Annotated in this window: 19 protein-coding genes; 4 read left to right on the forward strand and 15 right to left on the reverse strand. The window is 55.6% G+C overall.

Annotation, left to right across the window (positions count from 1 at the left end; translation table 11 throughout):
- Nucleotides 1–50: 50 nt before the first annotated feature.
- The gene (gene sseA, locus NR302_RS14120; RefSeq protein ID WP_258143758.1) at nucleotides 51–890 is read left to right on the forward strand and encodes a 3-mercaptopyruvate sulfurtransferase; all 840 of its coding nucleotides are present in this window, start codon (nucleotides 51–53) and stop codon (nucleotides 888–890) included.
- A gap of 43 nt (nucleotides 891–933) precedes the next feature.
- On the opposite strand, the gene sseB is transcribed toward sseA, so the two are convergent.
- The 5 genes from sseB to trmJ form a co-directional block, all read right to left on the reverse strand.
- On the reverse strand, nucleotides 934–1,701 hold the full coding sequence (gene sseB, locus NR302_RS14125; RefSeq protein WP_258143759.1) for an enhanced serine sensitivity protein SseB: 768 nt from the start codon (nucleotides 1,699–1,701) through the stop codon (nucleotides 934–936).
- A 49-nt stretch (nucleotides 1,702–1,750) separates the two neighbouring features.
- Nucleotides 1,751–3,037 carry an aminopeptidase PepB gene (gene pepB, locus NR302_RS14130; protein ID WP_154181611.1) on the reverse strand — a complete coding sequence of 429 codons (1,287 nt, stop codon included), beginning with the start codon at nucleotides 3,035–3,037 and terminating at the stop codon, nucleotides 1,751–1,753.
- Nucleotides 3,038–3,099: 62 nt separating this feature from the next.
- Nucleotides 3,100–4,272 carry an IscS subfamily cysteine desulfurase gene (locus NR302_RS14135; protein ID WP_258143760.1) on the reverse strand — a complete coding sequence of 391 codons (1,173 nt, stop codon included), beginning with the start codon at nucleotides 4,270–4,272 and terminating at the stop codon, nucleotides 3,100–3,102.
- Nucleotides 4,273–4,361: 89 nt separating this feature from the next.
- Nucleotides 4,362–4,859 (reverse strand): Fe-S cluster assembly transcriptional regulator IscR, encoded by a 498-nt coding sequence (iscR, locus tag NR302_RS14140; protein WP_008108287.1) that lies wholly within the window; start codon nucleotides 4,857–4,859, stop codon nucleotides 4,362–4,364.
- Nucleotides 4,860–4,994: 135 nt separating this feature from the next.
- Nucleotides 4,995–5,738 (reverse strand): tRNA (cytosine(32)/uridine(32)-2'-O)-methyltransferase TrmJ, encoded by a 744-nt coding sequence (gene trmJ, locus NR302_RS14145; protein WP_258143761.1) that lies wholly within the window; start codon nucleotides 5,736–5,738, stop codon nucleotides 4,995–4,997.
- A 121-nt stretch (nucleotides 5,739–5,859) separates the two neighbouring features.
- Here trmJ and suhB point away from each other — a divergent pair, with 121 nt between their 5' ends.
- On the forward strand, nucleotides 5,860–6,663 hold the full coding sequence (suhB, locus tag NR302_RS14150) for an inositol-1-monophosphatase (RefSeq protein ID WP_008108283.1): 804 nt from the start codon (nucleotides 5,860–5,862) through the stop codon (nucleotides 6,661–6,663).
- A gap of 36 nt (nucleotides 6,664–6,699) precedes the next feature.
- On the opposite strand, the gene NR302_RS14155 is transcribed toward suhB, so the two are convergent.
- The 3 genes from NR302_RS14155 to NR302_RS14165 all read right to left on the reverse strand — a co-directional run bounded on the left by NR302_RS14155 (nucleotide 6,700) and on the right by NR302_RS14165 (nucleotide 9,509).
- On the reverse strand, nucleotides 6,700–7,713 hold the full coding sequence (locus NR302_RS14155; RefSeq protein WP_061717979.1) for an MFS transporter: 1,014 nt from the start codon (nucleotides 7,711–7,713) through the stop codon (nucleotides 6,700–6,702).
- 195 nt (nucleotides 7,714–7,908) lie between these two features.
- Nucleotides 7,909–8,892 carry a nickel/cobalt transporter gene (locus NR302_RS14160; RefSeq protein WP_258143762.1) on the reverse strand — a complete coding sequence of 328 codons (984 nt, stop codon included), beginning with the start codon at nucleotides 8,890–8,892 and terminating at the stop codon, nucleotides 7,909–7,911.
- On the reverse strand, nucleotides 8,883–9,509 hold the full coding sequence (locus NR302_RS14165) for a DUF1007 family protein (RefSeq protein WP_061717983.1): 627 nt from the start codon (nucleotides 9,507–9,509) through the stop codon (nucleotides 8,883–8,885). The genes NR302_RS14160 and NR302_RS14165 overlap by 10 nt, the downstream gene beginning before the upstream one ends.
- 155 nt (nucleotides 9,510–9,664) lie before the next feature.
- On the opposite strand from NR302_RS14165, the gene csiE reads away from it, so the two are divergent.
- The gene (csiE, locus tag NR302_RS14170) at nucleotides 9,665–10,933 is read left to right on the forward strand and encodes a stationary phase inducible protein CsiE (RefSeq protein ID WP_258143763.1); all 1,269 of its coding nucleotides are present in this window, start codon (nucleotides 9,665–9,667) and stop codon (nucleotides 10,931–10,933) included.
- On the opposite strand, the gene NR302_RS14175 is transcribed toward csiE, so the two are convergent.
- Both NR302_RS14175 and glyA read right to left on the reverse strand, forming a co-directional pair.
- On the reverse strand, nucleotides 10,930–12,069 hold the full coding sequence (locus NR302_RS14175; protein ID WP_258143764.1) for a 3-phenylpropionate MFS transporter: 1,140 nt from the start codon (nucleotides 12,067–12,069) through the stop codon (nucleotides 10,930–10,932). The two genes, csiE and NR302_RS14175, sit on opposite strands and share 4 nt — an antisense overlap.
- A gap of 129 nt (nucleotides 12,070–12,198) precedes the next feature.
- The gene (gene glyA, locus NR302_RS14180; protein WP_258143765.1) at nucleotides 12,199–13,452 is read right to left on the reverse strand and encodes a serine hydroxymethyltransferase; all 1,254 of its coding nucleotides are present in this window, start codon (nucleotides 13,450–13,452) and stop codon (nucleotides 12,199–12,201) included.
- Between the two features lie 339 nt (nucleotides 13,453–13,791).
- Here glyA and hmpA point away from each other — a divergent pair, with 339 nt between their 5' ends.
- On the forward strand, nucleotides 13,792–14,976 hold the full coding sequence (gene hmpA, locus NR302_RS14185) for an NO-inducible flavohemoprotein (protein WP_258143766.1): 1,185 nt from the start codon (nucleotides 13,792–13,794) through the stop codon (nucleotides 14,974–14,976).
- A gap of 50 nt (nucleotides 14,977–15,026) precedes the next feature.
- Here hmpA and glnB read toward each other — a convergent pair whose 3' ends face one another.
- The 5 genes from glnB to purL all read right to left on the reverse strand — a co-directional run bounded on the left by glnB (nucleotide 15,027) and on the right by purL (nucleotide 23,381).
- Entirely contained in the window at nucleotides 15,027–15,365 is a 339-nt protein-coding gene (gene glnB, locus NR302_RS14190) for a nitrogen regulatory protein P-II (RefSeq protein WP_007886217.1), read from the reverse strand.
- A 75-nt stretch (nucleotides 15,366–15,440) separates the two neighbouring features.
- A complete protein-coding gene (gene glrR, locus NR302_RS14195; RefSeq protein WP_008101491.1) occupies nucleotides 15,441–16,772 on the reverse strand; it encodes a two-component system response regulator GlrR in 1,332 nt (443 codons plus the stop codon).
- Nucleotides 16,773–16,774: 2 nt separating this feature from the next.
- The gene (gene qseG, locus NR302_RS14200; protein WP_258143767.1) at nucleotides 16,775–17,446 is read right to left on the reverse strand and encodes a two-component system QseEF-associated lipoprotein QseG; all 672 of its coding nucleotides are present in this window, start codon (nucleotides 17,444–17,446) and stop codon (nucleotides 16,775–16,777) included.
- 3 nt (nucleotides 17,447–17,449) lie between these two features.
- Nucleotides 17,450–18,877, reverse strand: coding sequence for a HAMP domain-containing sensor histidine kinase (locus NR302_RS14205; protein WP_258143768.1), 1,428 nt, complete (start codon nucleotides 18,875–18,877; stop codon nucleotides 17,450–17,452).
- Nucleotides 18,878–19,490: 613 nt separating this feature from the next.
- Nucleotides 19,491–23,381 (reverse strand): phosphoribosylformylglycinamidine synthase, encoded by a 3,891-nt coding sequence (purL, locus tag NR302_RS14210; RefSeq protein WP_258143769.1) that lies wholly within the window; start codon nucleotides 23,379–23,381, stop codon nucleotides 19,491–19,493.
- Nucleotides 23,382–23,478: the final 97 nt, after the last annotated feature.

The raw sequence follows: 23,478 nt of genomic DNA on the forward strand, positions 1-23,478 counted from the left end.
TTCACATTCCCGGACACTGGTCGTTTCCCGTTTGCTGAGAAGAGGTTGCTATGACAGCCATATTTGTGTCCGCTGATTGGTTGAAAGAACATTACACCGAGGAAACATTGCAGGTGCTTGATGCCCGCATGTTGCCGCCTGGCCAGGAAGCCGTACGCGATCTGCAGGCTGAATATCTGGTTGGCCATCTGCCGAATGCCCCGTTCTTTGATATCGAAGCGTTGTCCGATCACACCTCACCTTATCCGCACATGATGCCGCGCGCCGAATCCTTTGCGGTGGCGATGCGCGAATTGGGCGTCAGCCAGGATAAACATCTGGTGGTGTATGACGAAGGCAACCTGTTCTCGGCACCGCGCGCATGGTGGATGCTGCGCGCCTTTGGCTGCGAAAATGTGTCGATTCTCGCCGGAGGATTACAGGGCTGGAAAGCGGCCGGTTTCGATGTCGCCACCGGACCAGTAAGTTTACCGGAAGGCGAATTCGAAGCGACTTATGATGGCGCACAGGTGAAACGCCTGACCGACGTGCTGCTGATCAGCCACGAAGGCGGTGCGCAAATTATTGATGCACGCGCGGCCAACCGTTTTAACGCCGAAGTGGATGAACCGCGTCCGGGCTTGCTGCGCGGACATATTCCTCACAGCCTGAACGTGCCGTGGAACAGTTTGGTGGTAAATGGTGAACTGAAACCGGCAGCGGAACTGCGCGATCTGTTTGATCAGGCGGGCGTAAAACTGGATCAGCCGGTGATTGCCAGCTGCGGTTCAGGTGTTACGGCGGTGGTGGTGATTCTGGCGCTGACGTCGCTGGGTGTACGGGATGTGACGCTGTACGACGGTTCGTGGGGCGAATGGGGCAGCCGCGACGATTTACCGATCGAGAAGTAATAGCAGGTCGCCATAAATGGCGACCCTACATGTAAGGTGCGGGTTATATAATCCGCTGACTGCCCTTGAAATCGCGCAGGAAACTGCCCCAGCGACGTTCATAGAAAGGCGTGATGTGGGCAGTAAAGAAGTGGCTCACGCCGCGGTCTTCATTCACCACTTCACAGATATCAATGGGGGCATCATCGGCCAGCGTGTCTGTTGCTACGCCGCCCGCCGCTTGAATAATTTCATCGATATCGCTATCGGCTTCGATACCAATCAGCAGGTTGGGTTCTTCGGTGGCACTTTCGCGAATGCTGGCGATGTAAGCACGGCGCACCTGCTTGTACTTGGCAAACAGCTGCGTCAGTGAATCAATCATCTGCGCTGGCGGCTCGGCCACTTCAGACAGCAGCAGCGCCTGGCCGCCTTCCAGCACGGTTTGCTGGCTCAGCGCACTGCCCTCTTCGCCAATCAGATGCGCGATTTCACCCGGCGAAAACTCTTTGCCCGCTGGCAGCTTCGGATTGAGGAACAGCGTTTCGCCTTGCGTAATCTCAAACAGCGTACGCACCGGCATGCGCAGATAAGGCTGCTCATCTTTGATTGCCTCGCCCATCGCTTCTTCGGAGGTGAAGAACGGGATCACGCTGCCACCACCCTCTTTTTCCCAATGCTGTAATTCGACCGGCGAAGTCGCATCAAACTGCTCAGCGGGACTTTCGCCTGGCACCCAAACATCGGCGTCCAGCAGCAGTTGGAAAAATTCCGGACGGTGCGCAGGCTCGGTGGCCGCCAGCTTCAGCACCTCTTCAAGACGGTTACTCATTTATCGTATTCCAAAAAAGACGGCAAGCTTACGCCTGCCGTGATGAGGACTATTTTAGTAACAGATTGGCGACAGTGCGCACACCCAAACCGGTCGCACCAGCGGACCACTGATCCACCGCGCCTTTGCGATACGTCGCGGAGCAGTCAATGTGCAGCCAGCCTTGCTGATATTTGCTGACAAAATGCGACAGGAACGCCGCCGCGCTGCTCGCACCTGCCGCGTGTGACGGGCTGGCGATGTTATTCAGATCGGCAAAGTTCGAAGGCAGATGGCTGCGATGGAACTCGGCCAGCGGCAAGCGCCAGAAGGCTTCGTTTTCGCCGGTCGCACTGCCGAGCAGCGATTCCGCCAGCACATCGTCAAAGGTAAACAGCGCGTGGTAATCGTTGCCCAAGGCGGTTTTCGCCGCGCCGGTCAGCGTTGCCGCATCGATCAGCAGTTCAGGATTCTGCTCGCTGGCATCGATCAGGCCATCGGCCAATACCAGGCGACCTTCCGCATCAGTATTCATCACTTCCACGGTTTTACCGTTGCGATAGCGAATGATGTCGCCCAGGCGGAATGCGTTGCCGCTGACCATGTTGTCGGCGCAGCACAGATACAGTTTCACGCGCTTGTTCAGACCGCGCGAAATCGCCAGCGCCAGTGCGCCGGTCAAGGTTGCCGCGCCGCCCATATCGGACTTCATCGAGTCCATGAAGGCGCTTTGCTTCAGGCTGTAACCGCCGGTATCGAAGGTGATACCTTTACCGACCAGACAAGCATAAACCGGCGCACTTTCATCGCCGCCTGGGTTGTAATCCAGCGCCAGCAATACCGGCGCGCGCGTTGAACCACGGCCCACGGTGTGAATGCCGGCATAACCCTGCTCGCGCAGATCGTCGCCTTTGGTGATGCGATAGCTCACCGCTTTGCCGCCCACTTCATTGATCAGATCAACCGCGTTATGCGCCAGCTGCTCTGGACTAAGATCTTCCGCCGGCAGGTTAATGGTGTCGCGCACCCAATCGACAATCTTCAGACGACGCGCAAATTCAGCCTGATCGGCCTCATTGAATTCCGGCCATTCGACCTGACGTTTGCCTTTCGGGCTGCGATAGCCTTGCCAGAATGCCCAGCACTTCTCTAAATCCCAGCCTTCGCCCTGCAGTGAGACGTGACGAATGCCCTGACCGTCCAGCTTGCGACCCGCGCGCTGGATGCTCATCAGCGCATCTGCGCCAGTCAGGTGAATGGTCATGCCACTTTCGTTACTGCTCAGCAGCGCTTTATCACCCCAGCGCGCGTCGGCGGCCTGGGAGCTGAGCGTAATTATCATCGGTTGTGTTGTCATCGCGTGGCTCCGTTTGCGTTAGGTGTCACCTTGCGCCAGAACCGGCGCAAGGGGTGCATGAATTAGCGGGCGTTTGTTGCAGGCGAGAGCGCCCGCAAACGCGTTACCGCTTTGTTAACCAGCTCGATAGCGTACTCAATTTCCTCTGCGCTGGTGAAGCGTCCGAGCGAAAAACGCAGCGAGCTGTGTGCCAGCTCCTGCTCAACGCCCATCGCGCGCAGCACATAGGAAGGTTCGAGACTGGCCGAGGTACAGGCGGAACCGGATGACAGCGCCAAATCTTTCAGCGCCATAATCAGCGATTCGCCATCGACGTGGGCAAAACTGATATTGAGGATGTTCGGAGCGCCCTGCTCCAGCGAACCGTTCAGGTTCACGTTACCCAGTTGACTAATGCCGCGCCACAGACGCTGGCGCAACTCGGCCAGACGCGCCATTTCGCTGCTCATCTCTTCGCGCGCAATGCGGTAGGCTTCGCCCATGCCGACAATCTGATGCACCGGTAAAGTGCCCGAACGCATGCCGCGCTCGTGGCCGCCACCGTGCATCTGCGCATCAATTTGCAGACGCGGTTTACGACGCACCCACAGCGCGCCGATGCCTTTCGGTCCATACAGTTTATGCGCCGAGAAGGACATCAAATCCACCGGCAGTTCAGTGACATCAATCGACAGTTTGCCGACGCTTTGCGTGGCATCAACGTGGAACAGGATGTCACGCGCACGGCACAGCGCGCCGAGTGCGGCGATATCCTGAATCACACCGGTTTCATTATTGACGTGCATCAGCGACACCAGCACCGTGTCGTCGCGCAGTGCAGATTCGAGCATCTGCGGCGTGACGATACCGTCGCTGCCCGGCTGTAAGAAGGTGACATCAAAGCCTTCGTGCGCCAGTTGCTGGCAACTGTCGAGCACTGCTTTGTGTTCGGTTTGGCTGGTAATAATGTGCTTGCCGCGCGCCTGATGGCATTGTGCGGCACCTTTAATGGCAAGGTTGTCCGCTTCGGTAGCGCCGGAGGTAAAGACGATTTCACGCGGATCGGCGTTGACCAACTCCGCAATCTGATTGCGAGCCACATCAACGGCTTCTTCAGCCTGCCAGCCAAAACGGTGGGAACGGGACGCGGGGTTACCGAAAGTGCCATCCATCGTGAGGAACTGCATCATTTTGGTGGCGACACGCGGATCCGCAGGCGTAGTAGCTGCGTAATCCAGGTAAATCGGTAATTTCATTGCGCTAAAACTCCGTATAAAAAATCATACGTCTTTATAGCACGAATCGGCCCATCCTGAGTTAACAGGAAAGGCCGAGCCAGAATAGATTAAGCGCGCAGATTAACGTTGATGGTTTCTTGCACACGATGCTGCTGGAAGCGGCGATTATCGACCGTGTTCTGACGATCGGCCACTTCGAGGATTTCCTGATTATTCACCAGTTCCGCCAGCGTGATGTTGTTGAGGAAATCGCTAATGCGCTCACTCAGGTCACGCCACAAAACGTGGGTCAGGCAACGCTCGCCGCCCTGGCAGCCTTCTTTGCCCTGGCATTTGGTGGCATCGACAGATTCGTCAACGGCGGTAATCACCGCGCCCACAGCAATCGCGCTTGAATCTTTACCTAACAGATAACCGCCACCTGGACCACGAACGCTGGCAACCAAGCCGTGCTTACGCAGACGTGAGAATAACTGCTCCAGATAGGACAACGAGATGCCCTGACGCTCAGAAATATCAGCTAGCGGCACAGGGCCCTCATTGGAGTGCAGTGCAACGTCCAGCATAGCGGTTACGGCATAACGTCCTTTGGATGTCAGTCTCATAGCATACAACCTCGTAAGCGTCCGTCCGGTTATCGGCGGGTTATCTGATGAATTGGATGCAGTCTGACATTCCTGAGTAAAACGGTCAACTATTTAACCTAGTAATTTGCTCAACTATTTAACCAAGTGTTTTACTCAACTATTATCCACATTACCTTTGCGCTTTTCGAACGATGCCATCATGCCGCGTAGGATGTTCAGTTCGTCGCGTTCCGGACGCGCACGCGTATATAAACGACGCAGCTTGCTCATCACCTGGCTTGGCGTACCTTCACGGATAAAGCCGCTGTTCAGCATCATCTGCTCGATGTGCTGATAGAAGCGCTCGAGATCGTCAACCAGCGGATACGGTGACTCGACAGCTTGTTCCGTCGGCGCGGCTTTTTCCTGCGCGTTCAGCCAGGCCATGCGCACTTCGTAAGCGATAATCTGCACCGCCATCGCCAGATTCAGTGAGCTGTATTCCGGATTGGCCTGAATCGCGACGTGATAGTGACACTTCTGCAACTCTTCGTTGGTCAGGCCGACTCGCTCGCGGCCAAACACTAATGCAACCGGCGCCTGCTGGCCCTCTTCCACGCTTTTAATGCCGCACTCACGTGAATCCAACATTGGCCACGGCAGTGAACGTGAACGTGCGCTGGTGCCAACCACCAAACTACAGCCGGCAATGGCTTCATCCATGGTATCGACAATGCGCGCATTACCAATGACATCGCTGGCACCGGCGGCGAGGGAAATGGCCTGTGAATCCGGTTTCACCAGCGGATTGACCAGATAAAGGTTGGTTAAGCCCATGGTTTTCATCGCGCGTGCGACGGAGCCCATGTTGCCAGTGTGCGAGGTTTCTACCAGTACGATTCGGATATTCTGCAGCATAATTAGAGGCGGTCAGGGAAATGATGGCGCGCATCCTAACATAAAAAGAGGACATTTGCTGAACACGCTGATATACTCCGCGCCGTTTTCCCCGTTCTTTAACATCCAGCGAGAGATACCGATGCATCCGATGCTCAACATCGCCGTGCGCGCAGCGCGCAAGGCCGGAAATTTAATTGCCAAGAATTATGAAACCCCGGACGCAGTTGAAGCTAGCCAGAAAGGCAGCAACGACTTCGTTACCAATGTTGACCGTGACGCAGAACGTCTGATTATCGAAGTAATTCGTAAATCGTACCCGAAACACACCATCATCACCGAAGAAAGCGGTGAACTGGCGGGCGAAGATCAGGATATTCAATGGGTAATCGATCCGCTGGATGGCACCACCAACTTCATTAAACGTCTTCCACACTTCTCAGTATCTATCGCTGTGCGCATCAAAGGCCGCACCGAAGTGGCTGTGGTTTACGATCCAATGCGTAATGAACTCTTCACCGCCGTACGCGGTCAGGGCGCACAGCTGAACGGCTATCGCCTGCGCGGCAGCACGGCTCGCGATCTGGATGGCACCATTCTGGCTACCGGCTTCCCGTTCAAGTTGAAACAGCACGCAACGCCATACATCAACATCGTTGGCAAACTGTTTACTCAGTGTGCCGATTTCCGTCGCACCGGTTCAGCGGCGCTGGATCTGGCTTACACCGCAGCGGGTCGCGTTGATGGTTTCTTCGAGATTGGCCTGAAGCCGTGGGATTTCGCCGCGGGCGAACTGCTGGTTCGTGAAGCGGGTGGCCTGGTGACTGACTTTACCGGCAACCACGGTTACGTGATGTCAGGTAACATCGTTGCGGGTAACCCACGCGTAGTGAAAGCGATGCTGGCATCGATGCGTGAAGAATTGAGTGAAGCGCTGAAGCGCTAAATGAGAGAAGGCGGCTGAATCAGCCGCCTTTTTTATTTACCGACGTTCGTGACTTAATACCTGACGCGGTTGCGTCTTGCGTCCTACGCGACCCATCAAGGCCGCCAGTACCGCTTCAATCACCAGCATAAAGAAGGTGAACCAGCTTGCTTTCGCCGTTGCGGCAGCGGCTTGCTCAGCCACTTCACGCGCTTTCTGCTCCGCCTGCTGTTTCAACTGCTGATATTGCTGTACGGCTTTTTTGTAGCTCTCTTCAGTCTTCGTCACAATCTGCTCAACTTCCTGATCGCTTTTACCGGTACGCGCTTTAATAATATTTTTCAGCGCATCACGATCGGCAGCCTGCAATGTATCTGAATGACGATTCATAACGCCTTTCAACCAATTAGCCAGATCATTGTCAGCATTCTGTGGATTTTGTGCGGTTTGTTCCGCTTGATTTTGCGCATTATTGGCTTCGTTATTTACATCCTTTTGCAGATTCTCAGGTTGTAATTCTGACTTGCCGGTTTGACGCAACGTAGTTTGCAATTCATTTTTTAAATCATCTAAATTGATATTACTTTCCTGCAGCTTCTCTTTTGCCATATTGGTGAGTGAAGGCGCCGCAGCGGAAATTCCACTGCCAACCGCATTAACCCCAGCGCCTAAAATATTAAAGGCTCCACCAATAATTCCAGTGGCTAAGGTAATCGCCAGCCACAGCGTGAGAATGGTGCTGACGCCAAACATCAGTAAGCCGTGCATCGCCCCTTCGCGCTGCGCCAGACGTCCCGCAACGTAGCTACCCACGGCCATGGCGATCAGCATACTCACGCCTGTCCAGATTAACGCGCCAGTTCCCAAATGCTGGAGTGGGTTTTGTTCCTGCTGCGGATCGATGGTGGTCGCACCAATTGCCGTGCCTAATATACCTAATAAAATATGGATGATTAGCGCAGCGATAACGCCTGCAAATACCGCGCTCCAGGAAATACGCTTCAACGGCAAACCGACATGATTTTCATGAACAGTTTCTACACCGCCATTATTAATCCGGGTTTCAGGCATCGTTTTTTCCTCGCAAAATATTACGATAAATAATTATTGTTACTGAATGGACCAGAAGCCTGACTGGTAACAATTAGCGTAGTCGGTGAACGCTATTTCCACCAGATTAGTACAGGGATGAGATTTAATTATATGAGGCGGATAACGATTTAAACGCAGACGATACTATTACCGCTGCGTTTATTATTTTTTAGACTACATGAAAGGACGAATTCCGCCGCCAATGCCCGGCGAAGCACTTTGCCATAATGCAACGCCCGCAACGATTAACAACGCGCTGCCCAATAATGCGAGCAACGGCATAAACAACTTAGCCGAAGGATGGCTGCCGCCAGCCTGTCCTAAACGTTGCGCCAGCACACGGGAACGCTGCACTAACAAGCCGAGCGCCGAAACTGTCAACGCCGTGCCCACCGCCATCGCCACGGCAGAGGCAACGCCCCACGCATAAACTCCGATCACTTTGGCAAACAGCAGCATCATGATGGCACCGGAACAGGGCCGCAGCCCCATGGAAAACACCACCAGCGCCTGCGTTTTAGCGCTAACCGCCTGATCCATCTGTGCGGCGCTGGGCAGATGCGCATGACCGCAGCCGCAGTGTTCATCATGCTGATGTGTAGGACGAATAGCGTGAATCTGCAGCTTTGGCTGACGGCGCAGTTGCTGGCGCAGCGATCGTAGTGCACGCCAACCGACCCAAACACCCAGCGCGACAACGAGCAGATAACTACCCTTCTCCAGCCAGTAACTGCCGAGATGCATCTGGCGCGACGAGGTTTGCAGCACCACCAGCATCAGCGTCACCAAACCAATCGCCACGCCGCCTTGCAGCAAAGCCGCCAATAGCGTCAGTTTCATGCTGGTTTTCAACTTTGCCGGATGAGTGGCGAGGAAGGTGGTGATCACCACTTTGCCGTGTCCCGGACCCAGCGCATGCAATACGCCATATGCGAGGCTAAACAGCATCAGCGTCACGCCCGCTTGCTGCGGTTGTTCAGCGACCTGTTGCAACAGCTGCGTCATCTCGCGATTCAGGACTTTTTGCCACAGCACGCTTTGCAGCAAAATCTGCGACCAGTGCTGCCACAGCAGTACGCCAGCAAGCAGTAATAATGCCGCCATCAGCCACAGCGGCCATAAACGACGTGAGCGAGAAGGCAGCGAAATCAATGACATGTCAGCGTTACCGTTTGGGCGAATTGCTGGCCAAGATCCATATCCTCCGGCGGCGCATCGGCTTTATCCAGCGATAGCGCATATTGTTTCAGCGAGTCATCCGGTTTCGGCGTGTGCAGTTCGATTTGGCAATGGGATTTAACGGTGTCGTCCATGGTTAATGCCTGTGGATTATCGTAATACATATCAACGAAATAACTGGGATCAAAGGTCTGAATGCGATACTGCTTCGCACTTAATAACTGTGGCTCGCCAAACGGCACGATGAACTCCAGCACCGCTTTGTTGCCGTTACGCGATAAGTTGTACTCTTTCGGCAAATTGAGGAACTTGACCCGATTTTTGTCCTGCCACACTTCGGTGAAATAGTGTTGCCCAAGCACGTTGGCCATCACCTGCGCCGCCAGCTTTTTCCATACCACATCGCCAGGTTTGGCCTTACCTGCGTCGTACAGCAGATCGGCAGAGGTAATCTCATCCATGGTCCACACCATTTTCATGCCGCTAAGATGTTGGTTGTCACTGATGAACTCGGTTTTCATATCAATAAAGCTGTGCGGATGTGACCAGGCTGCGGTGCTGAACAACAGCGTAAACGTAATGAGTGCAATTTTCATGTGTTATAAAGTAACAATTTTAGAGTGAAGTGTAGAGTGGTCCAGAAAAATTGTGACCCGCCCTAAAGCTCTGAACAAAAGTCACGACAAAGTGCAAGGTTACCGCGTGGAGTTAGCTATTCTTAGCTCAAAAGTGACCTGCGGATAAACCATTGATGAGTTCTGCACCTTCCTCTGCACCACTCTTCAGCCGCTCCCAGCGTCGTTGTCATCTGTTACTGCTGCTATTTCTGCCCGCTCCCGCGTTGACGCTTGAAAAGCTCTGCCAGTTAAATGGCGTGGCGCCTGTTGTCGCCCGACAGGATATCGCGGATGTGGGAGAGGAGATACAGCGTTACCATCAACTGGAGCTACACCAGATGGTCGATGGCAGCTTCCGCATTCATGGGACGGAACTGGACAGGCGGCTGTGCCTGATCCACTGGCTGCGACGCGCGCTGCGTTTGTCGCAGGATTTTGTCTGCGAGCATTTTGCCCCAGTGCTGCGTCAGCGCTTGAAAGTACTGAAAATCGAGAAAGCGCTGTGGGATGAAACCAACCTGCAGGCGCTGATCCAGCACTGCAGCCTGCGCCTGGCGCGCGACTTCAGTGCACGCGACCGCCTGTTTCTGCAAATCTTCATGAAGTATTCGCTGTGTCAGCGACAAAACGCCCTGTTCAATGACGGGCAACGCGCATGGCTGGCGGAAAAAGCCGAGCGAGCTGCCGCCGACGACGTGATTCATCACTGGCAGAAACGCTGCCACATAGCGCCGGATGTGAGCGAAACCGACTTCTGGACGCTGTTGTTTAGCTTGATTCACGCGCCAACCGCTACGCAACTGGAGCATCCACAAGCGGTAAAGCTGATGCAGTCAGTGGAAGCGCTGATTACGCGCTTTGAGCAGCTGGCACAAACCACCTTCAGGAATCGATCCGAACTCAGTCAGCAACTCTTTACGCATCTGGCGCAGGCGCTGGATCGCAGTCATTTCGCCATCGGCATTGATAACAGCGTGGCGTTGGATGTCGCACGACTCTACCCGCGCCTGCTGCGCACCACGGAGCGCGCGCTTGAGCATTTCAGCCGTAATTTTGCCACGCGTTTTAGTGCTGAAGAGGTGAGTTTGGTGGCGGTATTGTTTGGTGCCTGGCTGATGCAGGAGAGTGCATTGCAGGAAAAGCAGGTGCTGCTGCTGACAGGCGCGGATGCCGCGCTGGAGCAGTTGCTGGAGCAGCAGTTACGTGAAATGACATTGTTACCGATTAACATCAGCTATCAGGACGTCGTGCATTTTCAGCGTGAAGGCGCGCCGCGCGATATCGCGCTGGTGATCACGCCGTACGCCATTTCGTTGCCGCTGTTTTCACCGCCGCTGATCCAGGCTGAGCTGCCGCTGAGTAGCCATCAGCAGCAGCGCATTCGCCAGTTGCTGGAGAGTTAAGCGGCGCGCGGACGCAGGAACAGCGCCGGCAGCGCCACTAACGCCATCACCCAGAACAGATGTCCTTGCAGATGAGCAAACAGCACACCGCAAATCATGGTCATCACCGCAATACCGCCGCCCATGGCCTGCGCCGAGTAGAGCGATTGCAGACGAATCACTTCCGCACCTTTGCGCGCGGCAATAAATCGCATCGCCGCTAAATGGCAGACGGTAAAGCTGCCGCAGTGCAAAATCTGCGCCACGATCAGTAGCGGCAAGGCGGTGCTGGAGCCGAGCATCGTCCAGCGGATAATGGCGCACACGCCCGATAACAGCAGCAAATCGCGCGCGCTCCAGCGGCGGAACAGCCGGCTGCTAAGAGCAAAAATGATGATTTCAGCCACCACGCCCAGCGACCACAAATAGCCGATAATCGACGCGGAATAACCGCTCTCCTGCCACCAAATCGCGCTAAAGCTGTAGTAAGCCGCATGTGCGCCCTGCAACAATGTCACGCATAACATAAAGCGCCACACCGCATTTTCACGCAGCAAATCACGCCATGCCTGCCAGCCACCGTCGGTGGACGTCTGACGTTCACTGCCCTGCGGCTTAGTCGCAGGCGTTAACATCATCCCACCCAACATGCTGATCGCGCCCAGTGACAGCAGCACCAGAATCGCCTGAGACGAGAACGCAGTGACCAGCATGCCGGTTAACGCAGAACTGATGACAAACGCCAGCGAACCCCAGAGACGAACCGGGCCATAAGTCAGGCCGATTTGCTGCGTCCAGGTGGCGGCCAGCGCATCACTTAACGGCACCAGCGGTGAGAAAAACAGGTTGAAGCCGATCATCACGAACAGCAGCCACATCCATTGTTGCCCCAGCCAATAACCGATGGCGAACAGGCAGGTCATCAGCGCCAGCAGGCGCAGCGCGGTGATCAGCTGGGAGGGATTTTTTACCTGCGAAGCAATCAGCAAGCTGCCGATAAAACGCGCCACCATGCCGCAACCCAGCAGCAGGCCGATTTTTTCCGCATCGAGTCCGGTGCCTTTTAGCCACACGCTCCAGAAAGGTAGGTAAATGCCGTAACAGAAGAAGTAAGTGAAGTAGCCCAAACCGAGCCATTTGGCGGAGCCGATTGCCATATTCCCTCCAGCAAAAATGCTGCTGAGCAGCACGAGTGGCCGCTACTTTGTCAGAGCGCTGCCGCGACGGCAATAAAAAAAGGATGGCTTGCGCCATCCTTTTTTGAACTGCATCGACTAGCGTAAAACTTACGCGTACACCGGGAGACGGCTGCAGATTTCCAGCACTTTCTGTTTGGTACGTTCGATGGTCGCTTCGTCGTTAATGTTGTCCAGCACGTCAGCGATCCAGCCAGCCAGCTCGCGAACGTCAGCTTCCTGGAAGCCACGACGCGTCACCGCTGGGGTACCAATACGCACGCCTGAAGTCACGAACGGGCTCTTCGGATCGTTTGGTACGCTGTTTTTATTCACGGTAATGTTGGCGCGGCCCAGAGCGGCATCAGCTTCTTTACCGGTCAGGTTTTTGCTGACCAGATCGATCAGGAACAAGTGGTTGTAAGTGCCACCGGAAACGATGTTGTAACCGCGCTCCAGCAGAACTTCCACCATTGCTTTCGCGTTCTTAGCAACTTGCTGCTGATAGGTTTTGAACTCTGGCTCCATCGCTTCTTTGAACGCCACCGCTTTACCAGCGATCACGTGCATCAGAGGACCGCCCTGACCGCCCGGGAACACCGCGGAGTTCAGTTTTTTATACAGATCTTCGTCACCGTTTTTCGCCAGGATCAGGCCGCCGCGCGGACCCGCCAGAGTTTTATGGGTGGTTGAGGTCACGATATGTGCATGAGGAACCGGGTTCGGGTAAACGTCTGCGGCGATCAGGCCCGCAACGTGTGCCATATCAACGAACAGGTACGCGCCAACGCTGTCTGCGATTTCACGCATTTTGGCCCAGTCGCACACGCCAGAGTAAGCAGAGAAGCCGCCGACGATCATTTTTGGCTTGTGGGTTTGCGCCAGTTCAGCCAGCTCTTCGTAGTTGATTTTGCCGGTTTCATCGATGCCGTAAGGGATAACGTTGTACAGCTTACCGGACAGGTTTACTGGAGAACCGTGCGTCAGGTGACCACCGTGCGCCAGGTTCATACCCAGAATGGTGTCGCCCGGCTGCAGCAGCGCGGTGTAAACCGCGAAGTTGGCCTGAGAACCCGAGTGCGGCTGCACGTTAGCGAAATCTGCGCCGAACAGCTCTTTAGCGCGATCGATCGCCAGCTGCTCAACGATATCGACGTATTCACATCCGCCGTAATAACGTTTGCCCGGATAGCCTTCGGCATATTTGTTGGTGAGCTGTGAACCTTGGGCCTGCATTACGCGTGGGCTGGTGTAGTTTTCAGAAGCAATCAGTTCAATGTGCTCTTCCTGACGCACTTTCTCTTGCTCCATAGCCTGCCACAACGCGGCATCATAATCGGCAATGTTCATATCAAGCTTTAACATCCGGACTCTCCTGACTCAGCTAACTTTTTAACGGCAGTTTAGGCCCCGGCTAGGGGGCGAAGGCGAACAGTGTAAACGGTTTTGACAGGTGACGGTAGCGTCAATCCCCTCTTTTTGCGCAAACGATTGGCATGGCGCTGGAACGGGTTTTTTACGCTTTTTTGCAAGCCGGAAAATCACGAAATTTGCTCACTTTCATCGCGAAAGAATTTCAGCTTTGCGGGCCAGCCCGCACCTTTTTTGCTTAATCCTTAATCAAAAAGAGGGATTTACAGGCGCTTCGATTACTCATAAGATGCATTTAAAATACATGTTTAAATTCACCCTGAGGATTTCACCATGCTCGACGCGCAAACCATCGCTACCATCAAATCGACCTTGCCCGCCATTGCCCAGATCGGTCCGCAACTTACCGGCCATTTCTACCAGCGTTTACTGACGCAACATCCTGAACTGAAAAATGTGTTCAACATGAACAATCAGCGCAGCGGCAATCAGCGGGAAGCGTTGTTCAACGCCATTGTGGCGTATGGCAGCAACCTGGAAAATTTGACCGTGCTGTTGCCGGCGGTGGAGAAGATTGCGCAGAAGCATGCCAGCCTGAACATTCAGCCTGAGCAGTACGCGATTGTCGGTGAAAATCTGCTGGCGACGATTGATGAGCTGCTACATCCGGGTGAAGAAGTGCTGACCGCGTGGGGCAAAGCGTATGGCGTGCTGGCCGATGTGTTTATCCAGCGTGAAGAAGCCATCTATTCGGCCTCCGAAGAGAAAACCGGCGGCTGGCGCGGTGCGCGTGATTTCCGTATTCGCGCCATCAATCAGGAAAGTGCGGTGATCAAGAGTTTTGAACTGGTGCCAAACGACGGTCAGCCGGTGGCAACCTTCCTGCCCGGTCAGTATCTGGCGATCAGCTTACAACCGTCAGGCTTTGAAAATATCCAACATCGCCAGTATTCGCTGACGCACCTGCCAAATGGGCAGTTTTATCGCATCGCGGTTAAACGTGAAGCGCTGGGCAGCGTGTCGGGCTGGCTGCACGATAACGCGCAGGTGGGCGATATCGTGCAGTGCGCGGCACCAGCCGGTGATTTCTTCCTGCAGGCTGAAGCTGACACGCCGATTACGCTGATCTCGGCTGGCGTCGGCCAAACCCCCATGCTGGCGATGCTGGCTAACCTGGCGCAGCAGCAACATGCGGCGGCGGTTAACTGGCTGCACGCAGCAGAAGCCGGTTCGCAGCATGCATTTGCTGAAGAGGTCAAATCCCTTGGCGCACGCCTGCAAAACTTCACCAGCCACGTTTGGTATCGTCAGCCAGAAAGTGCAGATGCCGGACGTTACGACGCGCAGGGTTTAATGGATTTGGCGAGCGTATCCGCCGCGCTAAACCAGGCCGATCGTCAGTTCTGGATCTGTGGTCCGCTGCCGTTTATGCAGTTTGTCGCGCGTCAATTGGTTGATGCCGGCATCAATGCCGATCGCATCCACTACGAAGTGTTTGGTCCGCACAAGGTGCTGTAAAACAAAAAAGCCTGCACAAGGCAGGCTTTTCAGGCAATGCGCGAAGGGGCTTAAATCGCCTCTTCGTCCTCTTCACCGGTACGGATACGCACCACGCGTGCCACGTCAAAGACAAAGATTTTGCCGTCGCCGATTTTGCCGGTCTGCGCGGTTTTCATAATGGTTTCTACGCAGGTATCGACGATATCGTCACCTACCACCATTTCGATTTTCACTTTTGGCAGAAAATCGACCATGTACTCAGCGCCACGATACAGCTCAGTGTGGCCTTTCTGACGACCAAAGCCTTTCACTTCACTGACCGTCATCCCGGTGATGCCCACTTCAGCTAACGCTTCACGTACATCATCGAGTTTGAATGGTTTGATAATTGCATCGATCTTTTTCATGACAGATCCTTTTTTACTCCCTCCATGATGGACGGATACCGTTAGTATAATTGTTCCTGACGCTGCCGCAGCAAGCTACTCTTTAAATTCGCTGGCGTCCAATTCATGGCGCGACAGCAGCTTATAGAATTCAGTGCGGTTACGTCCAGCCAGACGCGCAGCGTTGGTGACATTTCCTTTGGTCATCTGCAGCAATTTACGCAGATAGTTGAGCTCAAACTGATTACGCGCTTCGACGAAAGTGGGCAACGCGGTATTTTCGCCCGCCAGCGCCTGTTCTACTAAAGCATCACTGATCACCGGCGCGGTACTCAAGGCGACGCACTGCTCAATCACGTTGACCAACTGGCGCACATTGCCCGGCCATGCCGCGCTGACCAGCCGCTTCATCGCATCCACCGAGAAACTGCGCACAAAAGGTTTATGGCGATCGGCCGACTGGCGCAGCAGATGATTCGCCAGCAGCGGAATATCTTCAGCGCGCTCGTGTAGTGCGGGAATTTTCAGGTTCACCACGTTTAGGCGATAGTAGAGATCTTCGCGGAAACTCTTCTTCTCCATCGCTTTGGGCAAGTCGCGGTGCGTCGCGGAAATAATCCGCACGTTGATATCCAAATCGCGGTTGCTGCCTAACGGACGCACTTTGCGCTCCTGCAGCACACGCAGCAGTTTCACCTGCAGCGCCTGCGGCATGTCGCCAATCTCATCGAGAAACAGCGTGCCGCCTTCGGCCGCCTGGAACAGACCTTCACGTGCGCTGACCGCGCCGGTAAAGGCGCCTTTAGCGTGGCCAAACAGTTCGGACTCCAAAAGTTGTTCCGGCAGCGCACCGCAGTTGATGGCGATAAACGGCTTAGTGGCGCGCGGGCTGGCGGCGTGAATCGCCTGCGCCAGCACCTCTTTACCGGTACCGCTTTGACCATTGATCAACACGCTGACGTCAGATTGCGCCACCATGTGCGACTGCTCCAGCAAGCGCAGCATCTGCGGATTGCGGGTCACAATCGCTTCGCGCCAGCCGTCATCGCTGATCGGCGCGCGCTGGGCCAATGCTTCATCTATCGCTTTATACAAGGCATCACGATCGACCGGTTTGGTCAGAAAGCTGAACACACCTTGTTGCGTGGCTGACACGGCTTCGGGAATCGAACCGTGCGCGGTGAGGATAATCACCGGCAAGCCCGCATGACGTTTCTGCACTTCACCGAACAGCGCCAGACCATCCATTTCGTCCATGCGCAGATCGCTGATCACCAGGTCTACTTTCTCTTTCTGCAGATGGCGCAGCGCTTCCGGCCCGCTGGCGGCTGTCGCAACCTGATAGCCTTCACTGCTCAGGCGCATGCCGAGCAGTTTCAATAAGCCCGGATCGTCATCCACCAGCAATAAACGTGCGGCTTGTTTCATGGTTACTGATCCTCACTTTGCACATCGCTGCCGCCGTGCGATGTGTCGCTGCTGTCGGGCGCTTTGCGCGACGACAGCTGGCGTTCAATATCGGTTAAACGCTCTAACTTGCGTTGGGTATCGGCCAGCGACTGACGCATTTTGGTTTGCTGCTGGCGCAGGTTATCCATCTCGGCGTCATTACTCTGCTGCAAAGCAGCATAGCGTCCGCGTGCTTCACTCAGCTCCAGTTGCGCCGCCTGATTGCTGCGCCACAGCTGGAGCAGAGGACGCACCGCCGCCGGATAAGCCGCGCTGTAACCGTCTAAGGTGGTGACAAAATCACGGCGCTCAACCGGCGTGACGTTACCATTAGCGAGTAAGATGCCCTGCTTGAAGGCGCGCGCCCAGCCTTGCACCGGCCAACGACGTGCTTCAGCCCGCGCTTCGGCTGGCGATAAGCGCTCGGCGCAATCAATGGCGCGCTGCCAATAAAGCGGATTGCCTGCAGCGGCTGGTGTTTCGATTTGCCACACGTTTTGGCAATCGGTCGCCAGATAATCCGGCAGGCGCACGTCCGGTTCTGGCACACTGACGCCATTATGCTGCGTACGATCTTGTGACGGTGCCTGGCAGGCGCTGAGGCCCAAAACCAGCGCTGCACTGGTCACAAGTTTGAATAGGGTTAATTTCATTAATCAGGCATTCCCGGCGCTGGTCGTCAGAATGATACGAAAACAGACATCCGCATCCTTGCGCGTTACCAACTGCAGATCGCCGTGCATCCTGCGCAGACAATCTTTGGCGATGCTTAAGCCCAGCCCGCTGCCTTTAACCGGCCCTTTGCGCTGTTGGCTGCCCTGATAAAAGGGCTCAAAAATCATCGCCTGCTCTTCAGCCGGAATCGGTGTGCCGGTGTTTGCCACCTCAATCCACACCTGGTTGCCCTTCTGCTGGCTCTGCAGCCAGATGTTACCGGATTCGCTGCCGTAGTTCACGGCGTTCGAATAGAGGTTATCAATCACCCGCTGCAGCAGCGTCGCTTCCGCCAAACAATGATTCACTTGCAGATCAACATGAGTCGTCATTTCACGCGCATTGGCGGGCAACGAGTGCACTTTTACCACCGAATCAATGATTTCGTTAAGCGCCACGGGCTTAAGCGCCATAGGGCCATCGGCCAGCTTGCGGTTGTAATCGAGTAATTGCTCGATCAGCCGCTGTAAATGGCGGCTGCTGGTATCGAGGATTGCCACCACTTCCTGCTGCTCGGCATTCAGGGGACCAGCGACCTGATCGGCCAGCAGTTCAGTGCCTTCACGCAGGCTGGCGAGCGGCGTTTTCAGCTCGTGCGACAGGTGACGCAAAAATTCGTGGCGCTGCTCTTCCAGCCAGCTTAAACGCTCACTCAGCCAGACGATGCGCTGTCCCAGCGAACGGATCTCACGCGGACCCCGGAAGCTGCCGCTATCGCCCAGTGCTTTACCTTCGCCCAGGCGATTGATCATACGTTCAACCCGTTTCACCGGACCGATGATCATCCCCGTAAACAGCAAAACCAGCACCAGGCTGATCAGGAACAGAATCAGCGCCTGCCAGCCAAAAAACTGGCCGCGATCGGCAATTTCACGCTGCAGCTGTAAGCCGCGCGAAAACACCACTTCACGCGTTGCCTGCACCATTTGTGTGTTGGTATCGGAAAAGCGCTCCAGCGCGCTGGCAGCTTGCGCCGCGGGATTGCCGTTATCGCACTGCAACTGCTGCAGCTGCGGCAAGGTGGTTTGCAGCACTTTAAAGGAGGGCAGATCGGGCAAACTGGCGGCGTGACTGCTGAGCATTTGGCCGTAGCGCGTCCATTGCGTTTGATACAGCTTCGCCAGCGACACATCGCCGAGCACGCAATATTGACGATAGCTGCGCTCCAGCTCCAGCGCGGTTCGCGCCATCGCTTCGCTGCGACGCACATCGGTAAAGGTGTTGCGGTTGGTATCCGCTGCCTGGTTGCTTAACGCCGAAAGACTTTCCCACGCTTGCCACGCCAGAACCAGCAACGGCAGCAGTACCAGCAGGAAAGCCATTAACACTAACTGCCGCAGGGATCGGGGAAACAGACGCCATTTCATCACAACCGCGCTTCCTTAAATGTGAGCTGCAGGCATGCTAACGAAGTATCAAAACGGAAGAAAGGTCAGAAATGAAAACGGCAGGCCTTTTGGCCTGCCGTGAGAGCGACGCCGCAGCATCGCTTGCAAATTAGGTGGAGCCTAACTCAACGTTGCGTCCGATGTTTGATAACGTTGCAAAGCAAACGATTATCGGTGAGGTGGACGACAGGCTCCGTTTGGTGCGTCATTCGGTTTTTATGAGCTCAGCCGCTAAAGCGGGGCAATCATAAACAGGTGAATGAGCCACGCAAAGAGTATAGCAAGTATCGTGCCAATAAATAAATAGCGTTTATTATCAGAGGAATGCCAGACAAGAAGCGGGATCCGGTAGAAAAGCGGACCGGACGGTCAGTGAAAAGTGTCGCTGATTAGCAACGAGTTTGGCGTGTTAATTTCCCATTCATATAAATCAATGAGTTAAATGTCACCTTTTGGCGACAGTGTAATGGCGGGATTGTCGTTGTTTTCCGACAGGTTGAAACTTATGCGGATTTAGCAAGGTCGCCATGAATGGCGACCCTACAAAACACGCAGAAGAATAAAAAAGGCCGCTATTTAGCGGCCTTTGTTTTGCTTATCCCAACTGCTTGCGCGCGTTGCGGAAGATGCGCATCCACGGGCTGTCCTCGCCCCACTCTGCCGGATGCCAGGAGTTGCTCACGGTACGGAACACACGCTCTGGGTGCGGCATCATAATGGTGACGCGACCGCTTTCGTTGGTTACCGCAGTGATGCCGTTTGGTGAGCCATTCGGGTTGGCCGGATAGCTTTCTGTCACTTTGCCGAAGTTATCGACGAAGCGCAGCGCCACTAAACCTTTGCTCTCCAGCTGTGCCAGATGCGTGCCGTCACGCACTTCGACAAAACCTTCACCGTGCGATACCGCGATTGGCATATGCGATCCAACCATGCCATCCAGCAGCAGCGATGGACTCGCCGCCACTTCAACCAGGCTGAAACGCGCTTCAAAACGCTCGGACTGGTTGCGCACAAAGCGTGGCCACAGTTCGCTGCCTGGAATCAGTTCACGCAGGTTCGACATCATCTGGCAACCGTTACACACGCCAAGTGCCAGCGTTTGTGGGCGATGGAAGAAGTTCTCGAACTCATCACGCACGCGGCCGTTGAACAGGATGGATTTCGCCCAGCCTTCGCCCGCACCCAGCACGTCACCGTACGAGAAGCCGCCGCAGGCGACCAGCGCCTGGAACTCTTCCAGACCGCGACGGCCAGCCAGCAGATCGCTCATGTGCACGTCAACCGCAGTAAAGCCCGCACGATGGAAGGCGGCAGCCATTTCCACGTGTGAGTTGACGCCCTGCTCACGCAGCACTGCCACACGCGGACGTGCGCCCGTCGCAATCATCGGCGCCGCAACATCTTCTTCTGGCTTGAAGGTCAGATGGACGTTCAGACCTGGGTCGTTATCGTCTTTCTTCGCTTCATGCTCCTGATCGGCACAAGCTGGGTTATCACGCAGACGCTGCATCTGCCAGGTGGTTTCTGCCCACCAGGTACGCAACGTGGTACGGCTTTCGCTGTACACCGCGCTGTCGCCAGAACGGATCACAAAGCGATCGCCCGGCAACGCTTTACCAATCACATGCAGGTTAGCGCTCAGGCCGTGGTCAGCAAACACCTTCTCGACTGCTGCACGATCCGCTGCGTTGATCTGCAGCACCGCACCCAGCTCTTCGGTGAACAGTGCGGCTAACGCATCGCTGCCCAGCGCGGCGATATCCGCTTCGATACCGCAGTGACCGGTGAAGGCCATCTCCGCCAGCGTGACCAACAGGCCGCCGTCAGAACGGTCGTGGTAAGCCAGCAGTTTTTGCTCGGCCACCAGCGCCTGAATGGCGTTGAAGAAGCCCGCCAGCTGCGTGGCGTCACGCACGTCGGCAGGTTTGTCACCCAGCTGACGATAAACCTGCGACAGCGCGGTCGCGCCAAGCGTATTCGCGCCGTTGCCGAGATCCACCAGCAGCAGCAGGTTGTCTTGATCCGCTTGCAGCTGCGGCGTCACGGTGCGACGCACATCTTCAACCCGGGCAAAAGCGGTGATCACCAGCGACAGCGGTGAGGTCATTTCGCGCTGCTCGGTGCCATTCTGCCAGCGGGTTTTCATCGACATCGAGTCTTTGCCCACCGGAATGGTGATGCCCAGCGCGGGACACAGCTCTTCGCCGACCGCTTTCACCGCAGCGTACAAACCGGCGTCTTCGCCCGGGTGACCAGCAGCGGCCATCCAGTTTGCGGACAGCTTAACGCGTTGCAGCGAACCAATTGAGGTTGCAGCGATGTTGGTCAGCGCTTCACCGACGGCCAGTCGACCTGAAGCGGCGAAGTCGAGCAACGCCACTGGCGCGCGTTCACCGAGGGAGAAGGCTTCACCGTGATAGCTATCGAGGCTAGCGGTGGTGACAGCGCAGTTCGCAACCGGAATCTGCCACGGACCTACCATCTGATCGCGCGCGACCATGCCAGTTACGCTGCGGTCACCGATGGTGATCAGGAAGGTTTTTTCTGCCACGGTCGGCAAGTGCAGCACGCGATTTACCGCATCCGCCACGCTAATGCCGTCACGCTGCAGCGCATCACCTTTAGCCTGCTGGCTGGCAACATCACGCGTCATCTTCGGCGTTTTGCCCAGCAGCACGTCAAGCGGCATGTCGATTGGCTTGTTGTCGAAATGGCTGTCGGCGAGGTTCAAATGCAGCTCTTCGGTGGCTTCACCGATAACGGCATAAGGCGCGCGTTCACGCTTACACAGCTCGTCAAACAGCGCCAGTTGTGCAGGGGCAACCGCAAGTACATAACGTTCCTGCGACTCGTTACACCACACTTCCAGCGGGCTCATGCCTGGCTCATCGCTGAGGATGTCGCGCAGGTTGAAGTTACCGCCACGATTACCGTCGCTCACCAGTTCAGGCATGGCGTTCGACAAACCGCCCGCGCCGACGTCGTGGATAAACAGAATCGGGTTGGCTTCGCCCAGCTGCCAGCAGCGGTCGATCACTTCCTGGCAACGACGTTCCATTTCTGGGTTATCGCGCTGTACTGACGCAAAGTCGAGATCGGCATCCGATTGGCCAGACGCCATTGACGAGGCTGCGCCGCCGCCCAAACCGATGTTCATCGCCGGTCCACCCAGCACGATCAGTTTAGCGCCCACCACGATTTCGCCTTTCTGCACGTGATCGGCACGGATGTTACCGATGCCGCCCGCCAGCATGATTGGCTTGTGATAGCCGCGCAGCTCAACGCCATTGTGGCTGTTGACGCGCTCTTCGTAGGTACGGAAGTAGCCGTTCAGGGCTGGACGACCAAATTCGTTGTTGAACGCCGCGCCGCCCAATGGGCCTTCGGTCATGATATCCAGCGCGGTAACGATGCGATCCGGCTTACCGAAATCCTCTTCCCACGGCTGTTCAAAACCTGGAATACGCAGGTTCGATACTGAGAAACCGACCAGACCGGCTTTTGGCTTCGCGCCACGTCCGGTTGCGCCTTCATCACGGATTTCGCCACCAGAACCGGTCGCGGCACCCGGCCACGGCGAAATGGCGGTTGGGTGGTTATGGGTTTCGACCTTCATCAGGATATGCGCTTCTTCCTGATGGAATTCGTATTCGCCCTTCTGCGCATCGGCGTAGAAGCGGCCAACCTCAGAACCTTCCATTACCGCAGCGTTGTCTTTATAAGCAGACAGCACATGCTCAGGATTATGTTCAAAGGTGTTTTTGATCATTTTAAACAGCGACTTCGGCTGCTTTTCGCCGTCGATAATCCAGTCGGCGTTGAAGATCTTGTGACGACAGTGCTCGGAGTTTGCCTGCGCAAACATGTAGAGCTCAATGTCGTTTGGATTGCGGCCCAGCTTAGTAAAGGCATCAAGCAGGTAATCGATCTCATCATCGGCCAGCGCCAGGCCCAGCGTGGTGTTGGCCTGCTCCAGCGCACTGCGACCGGCGCCCAGCACGTCAACGCTTTTCAGCGGCTGCGGCTGATGGTGAGCAAATAGCTGCTGCGCATCGTTGAGGTCAGCGAACACCGTTTCCATCATGCGGTCATGCAGCAGGCTCGCCAGCTGCTGCCACTGTGCTTCTGTCAGCTCAGGTGCCTGCACATAGAAGGCCATACCGCGCTCAAGACGCAATACCTGTGGCAGGTCGCAGTTGTGGGCGATGTCGGTGGCTTTCGATGACCACGGAGAGATGGTGCCGGGACGCGGCGTTACCAGCAACAGACGCCCTTGTGGCGCGTGTTCGGCGAGAGAAGGACCGTATTTCAGCAGGCGTTGCAGGCGGGCTTGCTCATCCGCGCTGAGCGGTGCACTAACATCGGCAAAATGGACGTACTCGGCGTAAATATCACTCACCGGAAGGTGAGCGTCCTGAAAGCGGGTCAGCAGTTTGTTTACACGAAATGCCGACAGAGCGGGCGAACCACGCAGAATTTCCATCATTAAAGATCTCTCGTCTTTGAAGTGCCGGGCGACGCTTCATTGGGCGCAACAGGGGAAAACGGGCGGTATTATAGAGAAACAGCACGGGTTACGAAAC

Origin of the sequence: Pantoea sp. SOD02 (assembly GCF_024707505.1) — a bacterium.
Taxonomy (GTDB): domain Bacteria; phylum Pseudomonadota; class Gammaproteobacteria; order Enterobacterales; family Enterobacteriaceae; genus Pantoea; species Pantoea symbiotica.

What these genes read in the sequence shown, in the direction of transcription:
- pepB (WP_154181611.1), bottom strand. Translation starts at nt 3,037, where the DNA reads ATGACAACACAACCGATGATAATTACGCTCAGCTCCCAGGCCGCCGAC.
- csiE (WP_258143763.1), top strand. Translation starts at nt 9,665, where the DNA reads ATGAGTTCTGCACCTTCCTCTGCACCACTCTTCAGCCGCTCCCAGCGT.
- trmJ (WP_258143761.1), bottom strand. Translation starts at nt 5,738, where the DNA reads ATGCTGCAGAATATCCGAATCGTACTGGTAGAAACCTCGCACACTGGC.
- hmpA (WP_258143766.1), top strand. Translation starts at nt 13,792, where the DNA reads ATGCTCGACGCGCAAACCATCGCTACCATCAAATCGACCTTGCCCGCC.
- NR302_RS14135 (WP_258143760.1), bottom strand. Translation starts at nt 4,272, where the DNA reads ATGAAATTACCGATTTACCTGGATTACGCAGCTACTACGCCTGCGGAT.
- NR302_RS14165 (WP_061717983.1), bottom strand. Translation starts at nt 9,509, where the DNA reads ATGAAAATTGCACTCATTACGTTTACGCTGTTGTTCAGCACCGCAGCC.
- iscR (WP_008108287.1), bottom strand. Translation starts at nt 4,859, where the DNA reads ATGAGACTGACATCCAAAGGACGTTATGCCGTAACCGCTATGCTGGAC.
- NR302_RS14175 (WP_258143764.1), bottom strand. Translation starts at nt 12,069, where the DNA reads ATGGCAATCGGCTCCGCCAAATGGCTCGGTTTGGGCTACTTCACTTAC.
- NR302_RS14160 (WP_258143762.1), bottom strand. Translation starts at nt 8,892, where the DNA reads ATGTCATTGATTTCGCTGCCTTCTCGCTCACGTCGTTTATGGCCGCTG.
- sseB (WP_258143759.1), bottom strand. Translation starts at nt 1,701, where the DNA reads ATGAGTAACCGTCTTGAAGAGGTGCTGAAGCTGGCGGCCACCGAGCCT.
- glnB (WP_007886217.1), bottom strand. Translation starts at nt 15,365, where the DNA reads ATGAAAAAGATCGATGCAATTATCAAACCATTCAAACTCGATGATGTA.
- suhB (WP_008108283.1), top strand. Translation starts at nt 5,860, where the DNA reads ATGCATCCGATGCTCAACATCGCCGTGCGCGCAGCGCGCAAGGCCGGA.
- sseA (WP_258143758.1), top strand. Translation starts at nt 51, where the DNA reads ATGACAGCCATATTTGTGTCCGCTGATTGGTTGAAAGAACATTACACC.
- glrR (WP_008101491.1), bottom strand. Translation starts at nt 16,772, where the DNA reads ATGAAACAAGCCGCACGTTTATTGCTGGTGGATGACGATCCGGGCTTA.
- qseG (WP_258143767.1), bottom strand. Translation starts at nt 17,446, where the DNA reads ATGAAATTAACCCTATTCAAACTTGTGACCAGTGCAGCGCTGGTTTTG.
- NR302_RS14155 (WP_061717979.1), bottom strand. Translation starts at nt 7,713, where the DNA reads ATGCCTGAAACCCGGATTAATAATGGCGGTGTAGAAACTGTTCATGAA.
- glyA (WP_258143765.1), bottom strand. Translation starts at nt 13,452, where the DNA reads ATGTTAAAGCTTGATATGAACATTGCCGATTATGATGCCGCGTTGTGG.
- purL (WP_258143769.1), bottom strand. Translation starts at nt 23,381, where the DNA reads ATGATGGAAATTCTGCGTGGTTCGCCCGCTCTGTCGGCATTTCGTGTA.